Consider the following 8,344-nt stretch of genomic DNA (forward strand, 5'->3'; position numbering starts at 1 on the left):
TGAAGGATAGGCCGGTTCTTGCTGGTCTATCTTTTCTTGCTGTTTAGCTTTAAGCAAAATGTTTAGGAATCTACGTGTCGATTGGAGCTTTATTGAAGTTAAATCTATTAAAATAGTTTCTCACTTATTGATTTTTAGAGTAGAGAACCTCTTTTAATAATCTTGAGGACACCTGCCTAGAGTGGAGATGCTATGAAAAAACGAAATCGAAACAATAGGCTTTTTAAAAGGCCGCTCTCTATACTATTACCCCTCTTATTCTTGGTATTGATTTTATTCTTTATTTTTATACCATTTCAAAAATCAGTCGTGTTCTATTATGAGAATACCGACACCTTGCTTGCTTATTTGCCTTTAGAAAAGAACCATACCTTCCAAATTAAATATACTCATTCGATCCATTTATCTGATGTTGTCGAAACCTATGAAGCTACCAATAAGGGTGAGATCCGTCAAACAGAATTAGAGTTTGAGGATTTTGCGATCGGGATGCCTGCCAATGCGGGACAGGGAGAAAAATTTGTGAAGGAAGATGGAAAATATTATATAAAAAACATGAATCGTGTATTCCCGTATATTGATCTAAAAGTTGGACAAGTGCGTGCAAACCATAGATTGATTGTAAACGGGCAGGAGTATGAAATGAAAAGCTTCGTTAAGCCAGGCACTTGGGTCAGGATTGATATTGAAAAATTAAGCTTTTGGAAGAGAATGAAAGGAGTGAACATCCATGAGTGAGTTAAAAGAAAGAACTCTTTCATTAGAGGAGCAGCAGGAACTGATTGAAAAATATGATCCGGAAGCTGGAATGAGAAAGCTCAACGGCATTATGGGATGGATCGTCTTCTTTGGTTTGCTCGCTTTCTCGTTGTTTCAGGTCTACACAGCTATTGATAAGCCTTTAATGGCACAGCTTCAGCGTTCTATTCACCTTGGCTTTGCATTGGCCTTAATTTTCTTACTTTTCCCGGCAAGAAAAAAGAACCTGAAAAAAGGCAAGGTTGCCTGGTATGATATCGTTTTATCCATACTGGGTGTGGTTGTAGGCTCCTATTGGCCGATTATGATGGAAGATCTGGTTATGAGAGTAGGTAACCTAACACCGATGGATTATTATGTTGGACTAGCAGCCATCGTGTTGGTTTTAGAGGCAACAAGAAGAACGGTTGGGTTACCGATTACCATTATTGCAGGTTTGTTTATGATTTATGCTTTGTACGGCCCGTATATGCCGGGATTCTTGGCGCACCGAGGTCTTACACTTGACCGTCTAGTTCAAACGATGTTTTTTACAACAGAAGGAATTTTGGGAACACCGTTGGGCGTGTCTTCAACCTTTATCTTTGTTTTCCTTCTATTCGGAGCATTTCTTGTCAGAACGGGTGTTGGAGAATACTTTAATGATTTATCCGTTGCCATTGCTGGAAAAAGAATTGGTGGTCCGGCTAAGGTAGCGATTTTCTCCAGCGCATTGCAAGGTACAATCAGTGGAAGCTCTGTTGCAAACGTAGTAACATCAGGGGCCTTTACAATTCCGATGATGAAACGATTGGGGTACCAAAAGGATTTCGCAGGTGCCGTTGAAGCAGCAGCATCAACTGGTGGGCAGCTTATGCCACCAATCATGGGAGCAGCTGCGTTCCTTATGGTTGAGTTTATCGGTGGAGGCATTACCTATTGGGATATTGCCAAAGCAGCAGCCATCCCAGCCGTACTGTATTTTGCTGGGATTTGGATCATGACGCACTTTGAAGCAAAAAGACTAGGACTTCGTGGATTAACAGACGAAGAGATGCCTAGTCTTAAAGAAGTTTTAAAGAAGCTTTATTTGTTAATCCCGATTTTGGCCATCATTATTCTACTTATGTCAGATATGAGTGTGATGAGAGCAGCTCTCTGGTCGATCTTGATTACGGTAGTGGTTAGTGAAATCAGAAAAGAATCAAGAATTGGAATAAGAGGATTTATCGATGCACTAGTGGATGGTGCGAGAACGGCATTGTCCGTAGCCGCAGCCACTGCCTGCGCAGGGATCATCGTAGGGGTTGTTACAAAGACTGGACTTGGATTAAAAATGGCAACTGGACTCATTACCTTTGCAGGTACGCTTGTATCAGGTGCAGATGCAAAATTAATATTAACACTCATTTTTACAATGATTGCCTCATTAATTTTAGGGATGGGCTCACCGACAACAGCAAACTATGTTATTACATCCACGATTGCCGCTCCAGCCATTATCCTAATGGGTGTACCGGATTTATCAGCGCATCTATTCGTCTTTTATTTTGGTATTATCGCAGACATCACTCCGCCTGTTGCACTCGCTGCCTTTGCAGCTGCAGGGGTTTCAGGAGGGGAACCAATCCGGACAGGCGTTATTTCAGCCAAGCTTGCTATAGCAGCCTTCATCATTCCATATGTATTTGTGCTGTCACCTGAAATGCTTCTGATTGATACAACGATTCCAGAGATTATTTGGGTTGTATTTACTTCATTTACAGGAATGATCGCCATCGGAGCAGGAATGATCGGGTATTGGTTCCGAAAGCTCTTCTGGTACGAAAGAGCTGCTGGTATCATAGCAGGTCTTCTCCTGATTTATCCGGAAAGCATTTCAGATATGGTTGGACTTGGACTATTCGCCACTCTACTAGTGTTGCAAATTGTTATAAAAAATAAGGATACTCATACGGAACAATCTGTTAAAGGTTCTTTATAACGAATGATGAAAAGCTCTCTTCGGAGGGCTTTTTTCATATAGGATTAAGGGGAGCTGTTCTGTAGCGGTCGGGTTGAATCATTTCGAATTTAGGTTGAATACGTTAAAAATTGGGTTGAATTTTCTCCCGAACGGGTCGAATTATTCCGAAGTCGGGTTGAATTATTTCAAGAACGGGTTGAATTATCTCCAGAATGGGTTGAATCATCTCCAGAATGGGTTGAATAATCTCCAGAACGGGTTGAATTATTTTAAGAACGGGTTGAATTATTTTCGCTATCGGTTGAATTACATTTGTCATTCATTTTGGCTTGCTGTTTAATTGGGAACTACAGGATCAGAGCGTACAGGTTGATTTTCGCATCAACGTATACAATTAAATAGCTTCATTATGGTAAAATAAAGAAAAACTCGAGGGAAGTTATGAAACAGCCAATTATTGTAGCAAAAAATGTACATAAAAAGATCGATTCCATTTCCATTCTAAAGGATCTTTCATTTCAGATTGATAAAGGTGAGAAGGTCGCGATCACGGGGCATAATGGCTCTGGGAAAAGCAGTCTCTTAAAGCTTGCAGCTGGTATTTACGGTTGTGATGCGGGTGAATGGAAGGTAGATACAAACAGCATTGCCTATGTACCGGAGCATTTTCCTGAACACATTCGATTCCGGCTTCAGGAGTATTTGCTACTGCTTGGAAAAATGGCTGGGAAGGAAGAAAGTGATTTAAAAGAAAAGATCCTTGCGTATGCAGAGAGGCTTGAACTAATACCTTTTTTGAACCAGCCACTGAGAAAATGCTCAAAAGGAACCAAGCAAAAAGCAGGAATTCTGCAAGCTCTGCTTGTGGAAAGTGAACTGCTGCTGCTAGACGAACCACTGTCCGGTTTAGATGAAACGTCGCAAAAAGAATTGCTTACTATATTTAAGGAAGAAAAAGAACGCCGTACGATTTTATTTACAGCTCATGAGCAGGATACAGTGGAGCTGTTAGCGGATCGTGTGATTCATTTAGAAAACGGCCGAATCCTTTCAGATAGTATGATGAGAGAGAAGCAGAAGGTGTTTTTTGTTTTAGCTGAAATTCCACCAGGATGGAAGGACTCAAAGTTTGACACATGTCATCAGGAGAACAACAAAATCTTTTGTGACGTTCGTGAAGATGAAAAGGACAAGCTGCTTATGAACTTACTAGAAAGCGGCTGTTCGATTCTGGAAGTAAAGGAGAAAAAATAAGGAATGAAGCATTTTATCACCTACCAAGCCAAAAACTTTCTCCGTTCTCTTCAAATCATTCCACCATACGCCTTGTATATAACATGGATCGTGGTTTTATATGCTTATCGAAATGTACCGATTTTAAGCAGCTATGCGAATTCAGCCGTTGTCCTTTTTGTAATCATGACCTGGATTTCTATGAGTATTTTTCGGTTAGAGGCTGAAAATGAAAAGCATTTGCTGCAGCTGGCACTTCGAGATAAAACAAGGTTTTTGTATGGGAAATGGCTGACAGCTTTTCTGTTCATGCTGCCGCTGTTTATAGTCGCTCATTTTTACCCTATCGTATTCGGACATTTCCGAGGCAATGTTACGCTGGTTCACCACCTGCTATCCTTTTACGCTCATATTGGACTCGGAAGTCTCGGTATATTAACCGGCAGTTTTTTTACCGCCACTCGATTGGTAGCCGTCAAATATGTCTGGCTGCTCGCTGCTATTACAGTTACAACATCCCTAGCAGCCTCTCAAATTCATGAAGCTCTACCGTCGTGGCTGGATTGGACAATTTATGTTCTGCCGCCACTTTCTCTCCTTTATACACCGTTAAAAGGGGGAGATGCAGGAAGACTTCCTGAAGAATTCCTCAGTGATCTGTTTCTTGTGATCGCGTACATGCTGGTTGCAGTAGTCATCATCCAGAAGCTGTATTTGCGCAGGGAAAGGTGAGGAGGGAATCTCCTACGTTCCCATGAAAATGGTAGGGGATCGAATGATTGATTGGTTACGGATAGGAAGATGCGAGAAATTTATCCTAAAGATATTGACAACCTTGTACTGAAAAGATATATTTATATATGTCTTTACCATATTTCGATTCCGTAGCTCAGCTGGGAGAGCGCCACCTTGACAGGGTGGAGGTCGCTGGTTCGATCCCAGTCGGAATCATATTGAACAGAAGCCTGTAATCCTTGTGTAGCAAGGGATACAGGCTTTTTGTTATTTGTGATACAGCAACCTTATTTAAGCCGTGAAGGTCATTTGCTAACATTTTGCTAACACGATTTGTGCCTTTTCGCTTTCATAACATTTTCAAAAATTTCGGCTACTTCATCTTGATTGCTTGGTAAAATGTGAGCGTAGATTTCTAATGTGACTCTCGGATTAGCGAGTCCAAGTCGAGCTGATACTTTAACAATATCCAAACCTGTTGAAAGTAAAATGAAAGCATGTGTATGCCGTAAATCATGAAAACGAATCTTAGGAACTTTTGCTGCTTCACAAAAACGCTGCATCACTCGTAAAACATTTTGAGGATCTTGTGGCGTACCTGTTTCCGTACAAATGACAAGATCATTGTCTTCAAAAGCCTCTTTTAATCGCTCTTTCCATTGTTCTTGTTTTGCTTTATATACAAGCAATTCGTAAACAACAGCGTTAGAAATCGGGATTTGCCTTCTCGATCTAACTGTTTTTAGTCTTGTATAAACACCGGTTAATTCTCAGATATTATAGCTTCGGTTTTCTGCCGTTCTAAGAGTAAATTTAGAGGTTTTTAATTTTTTTTGTTTTATCTCTCTTTGTAAGTAAATGGATATCTCAAAATGTAGAATTTATATTCGAGGATTGATTATGGCTCTCTTTTATTTTCCGTATTTTTCGATGAAATCAAATAAGGCTTGAGCTTTATAATCATCGACATATAGACAGTTTCGAAGATTTTGAAAAAAAATTAATCAAAAATATCCGGAAAATCTACATTATACAGTAAACAAAAAGAATCCATTTTGAAAAAAGACTGTTCAAAATGGATTCTTATCTAGCAGATTTAAGTTTCGATTTTATAAAAAAGTTTGATAGTTATCTACCTAAGTTGCTCCACAATCGCTCCCGTTTGCGGAAGATCGATTTTAGAAAAAAAACAAAAGAGGACTTCTGTTAAAGCCCCCGGTTGCTTAAAAATTTAATCTAATTTGTTTTGATCATAGCAATACTTATTCCATTACGGATAAGCTGTTAAAACAGTACTTATGAGATGAAAATGTTTTAATCTTCTTTATATTTTTCTTTAACAATGCTGGAACCAATACCTGCACCAAACATTAAAATTAAAGATCCAAAATTCCAAAAAAACGATCCACCATACAAAGTAAAATCTAAAGCAGTAAATTTGTTTAGAATAACAATACCTATTTTTATCACCAAAAGAGCAACACCTATTAAAAATAAAACATCAAACATAAATTTTAATTTCGGATGAGCCAATTGCTTACTATCTTTAATTACTTTCTTTGTCAATTCTTCATCACTCCTTAACAATTCAACAATCGTTACACCAAAGAGATCACTTAACTTAAAAATGATTTCAATACTTGGATAATTCTGACCAGTCTCCCATTTTGAAACTGACTGTCGACTTACAAAAAGTTTTTCTGCTAATTCTTCTTGAGACCAACCTCTATTCTTTCTTTCACTTTTTAATTTCTCACCAAAAATCATTCCACCAATCACTTTTCTATAATCTATAATTCATTATTGTTAAACCCAATGCTAAAAGTAAAGATAACGGTAGTTGCAATACACCCGCAACCCCTAGTTGCCATCTATAAATCCTAGTTTAATCACCATTTGAAAACCAGATATATTCGAGTCCGAACAATCTTGCACATTTGCTGAAAAACAAAAATCAACTACGACTATATTAATAAAGTGACCTTTTTGTCAGGTCACCTTAAATTATTGTAAGTCTTATTCCGTTAAACTACCCATTTCTTGAATAACTTACAATTTCAGATGTCCCCTTCCTTCCTTATTCCAGAATATGTCCCTATACAAAAAAGACGCGTTGCTCGATGAACGCGCCCTTTAATGGAATAACAAAATAAAAACACAGATGCAAATAAGCTTATAATCTTCAACTAACGCACCCTTTACTTTAAGAAGAAATTAAGTCGAACAACATTAATAGGGAATATAAAATAAATCCTATGCCAATAAAAATAATAGAAAATCTCATTACCCAAGGCAATTTTGGAGTAGGGAAAAAGCAATAATACCAACAGTTAAGAACAAAACTCCTACTACAAAACTATATAAAATCTCCAATAAATTCACTCCCCGTTTAATCGTTATATGGCTATACGATTACCGATTAATATAGTTTCACTATTGAAGTAACCTGCCCCGTTAGAAGAACAAGAAAAAGAGCCGCAGTAGCGACCCTTTGTTAAAGCACCCGTTAGCCATCCATAAAACAGAGCTACCCTTTTGTATCCTTTAATTTGCCTTTTTTATCTTGGGCAAAACCGAACAAAGTCTGGGTAGCTGATATTACTTATATCCCGACTGCGGAAGGATGGATCTATTTGGCAAGCGTTATGGATTTATATTCTCGTAAGATTATAGGTTGGTCGGTTGACAAAACTATGACAAAGGAATTGGTCATACAAGCTCTAAAAAGAGCATACAATCGGCAACAACCGCCAAAGGAATCTGTTCTCCATCACTCTGATCGAGGAAGCCAGTACTGATCGAAGGATTATCAAAAACTATTAAAATCTTACAAAATGGATGTAAGTATGAGCCGAAAAGGCAACTGTTATGATAATGCATGTATAGAATCGTTTCATAGGGTATTGAAGAAAGAACTGATCTAATTAACGAAGTACAAAACCAGGGAACAGGCTAAAAAAGAAATCTATAAATATATCGAGGTATTCTATAATGCAAAAAGAATACACTCTTCAAATGGGTATTTATCGCCTTTAGAATACGAACAAATGTACTATAAGAAGTTAGCCAGTTAACACAAGACCAACCTTTTCCTCTTCATTCAAGTACAGAAGACATTCTGTACTTGAATGAAGAGGCCACCAAGCGATAGCGCGGTAGAGGATTTAAGCCTAAAAAATTGTGTCTACTATATTGACCTAATACCAATTCTTTCTGGTCCCAATTTTCTTCTGGATAACCGTTCTTTTCAAAAATATTTCTCAAATATCTTATAGCATCTTCCCGTTTCGAAAACTCAGTAAATGGAAACGGCGGTTCCCCCTCATCATTCCACACCGCCCAATTCTTATTAGGTAGTTCAGTTGCAAACCATTCTGCATCTGGCGGAATTGTAAATATATGATAGGTATTCTCCATCAGTACATCCCAAGTTTTATAACCTAAACTTTGGCTAAATCTATCTAATTCACTGAAAAATAATTTTCGAATGAATTTACTAATAAAATTCATAAAATCCCCCTCTCTATAAAGATCGTATTGTCAAAACTTTTATATTAAATAGGCTATAAAATGCCTAGATAGAGGGCTTTATAAGCAAAAAAATTGCCACTCCCTGAATTCTAAGGATAATTGAGGTTACCACACACCCAAAAACCTAGAATGGAAGTGACA

The 8,344-nt window shown here is 38.1% G+C and carries 6 protein-coding genes, 1 tRNA gene and 2 pseudogenes; 6 read left to right on the plus strand and 3 right to left on the minus strand.

Annotated features, from left to right (window positions below; all coding sequences use genetic code 11):
• The first annotated feature begins 192 nt into the window (after positions 1–192).
• The 5 genes from GD441_RS06710 to GD441_RS06730 all read left to right on the plus strand — a co-directional run bounded on the left by GD441_RS06710 (position 193) and on the right by GD441_RS06730 (position 4,888).
• Positions 193–738 (plus strand): DUF1850 domain-containing protein, encoded by a 546-nt coding sequence (locus GD441_RS06710; protein WP_153125005.1) that lies wholly within the window; start codon positions 193–195, stop codon positions 736–738.
• Entirely contained in the window at positions 731–2,722 is a 1,992-nt protein-coding gene (locus tag GD441_RS06715; protein ID WP_153125007.1) for a TRAP transporter permease, read from the plus strand. Before GD441_RS06710 ends, GD441_RS06715 begins: the two co-directional genes overlap by 8 nt.
• A gap of 423 nt (positions 2,723–3,145) precedes the next feature.
• Positions 3,146–3,958: an ATP-binding cassette domain-containing protein gene (locus GD441_RS06720; RefSeq protein ID WP_153125009.1), complete on the plus strand. Its 813-nt coding sequence runs from the start codon at positions 3,146–3,148 to the stop codon at positions 3,956–3,958.
• A gap of 3 nt (positions 3,959–3,961) precedes the next feature.
• Entirely contained in the window at positions 3,962–4,669 is a 708-nt protein-coding gene (locus GD441_RS06725; protein ID WP_153125011.1) for a hypothetical protein, read from the plus strand.
• Between the two features lie 146 nt (positions 4,670–4,815).
• Positions 4,816–4,888, plus strand: a tRNA-Val gene (locus GD441_RS06730).
• Between the two features lie 107 nt (positions 4,889–4,995).
• On the opposite strand, the pseudogene GD441_RS06735 reads toward GD441_RS06730, so the two are convergent.
• Both GD441_RS06735 and GD441_RS06740 read right to left on the minus strand, forming a co-directional pair.
• Positions 4,996–5,409, minus strand: a pseudogene (locus GD441_RS06735) (tyrosine-type recombinase/integrase); the annotation flags it as partial.
• A gap of 577 nt (positions 5,410–5,986) precedes the next feature.
• A complete protein-coding gene (locus tag GD441_RS06740) occupies positions 5,987–6,439 on the minus strand; it encodes a helix-turn-helix domain-containing protein (protein WP_153125015.1) in 453 nt (150 codons plus the stop codon).
• A gap of 803 nt (positions 6,440–7,242) precedes the next feature.
• On the opposite strand from GD441_RS06740, the pseudogene GD441_RS17150 reads away from it, so the two are divergent.
• Positions 7,243–7,746: pseudogene (locus GD441_RS17150) on the plus strand (IS3 family transposase); the annotation flags it as partial.
• Positions 7,747–7,768: 22 nt separating this feature from the next.
• On the opposite strand, the gene GD441_RS06760 reads toward GD441_RS17150, so the two are convergent.
• On the minus strand, positions 7,769–8,182 hold the full coding sequence (locus tag GD441_RS06760) for a hypothetical protein (RefSeq protein WP_191992118.1): 414 nt from the start codon (positions 8,180–8,182) through the stop codon (positions 7,769–7,771).
• Positions 8,183–8,344: the final 162 nt, after the last annotated feature.

This window comes from Peribacillus tepidiphilus, assembly GCF_009466385.1.
GTDB classification, from domain to species: domain Bacteria; phylum Bacillota; class Bacilli; order Bacillales; family DSM-1321; genus Bacillus_BN; species Bacillus_BN tepidiphilus.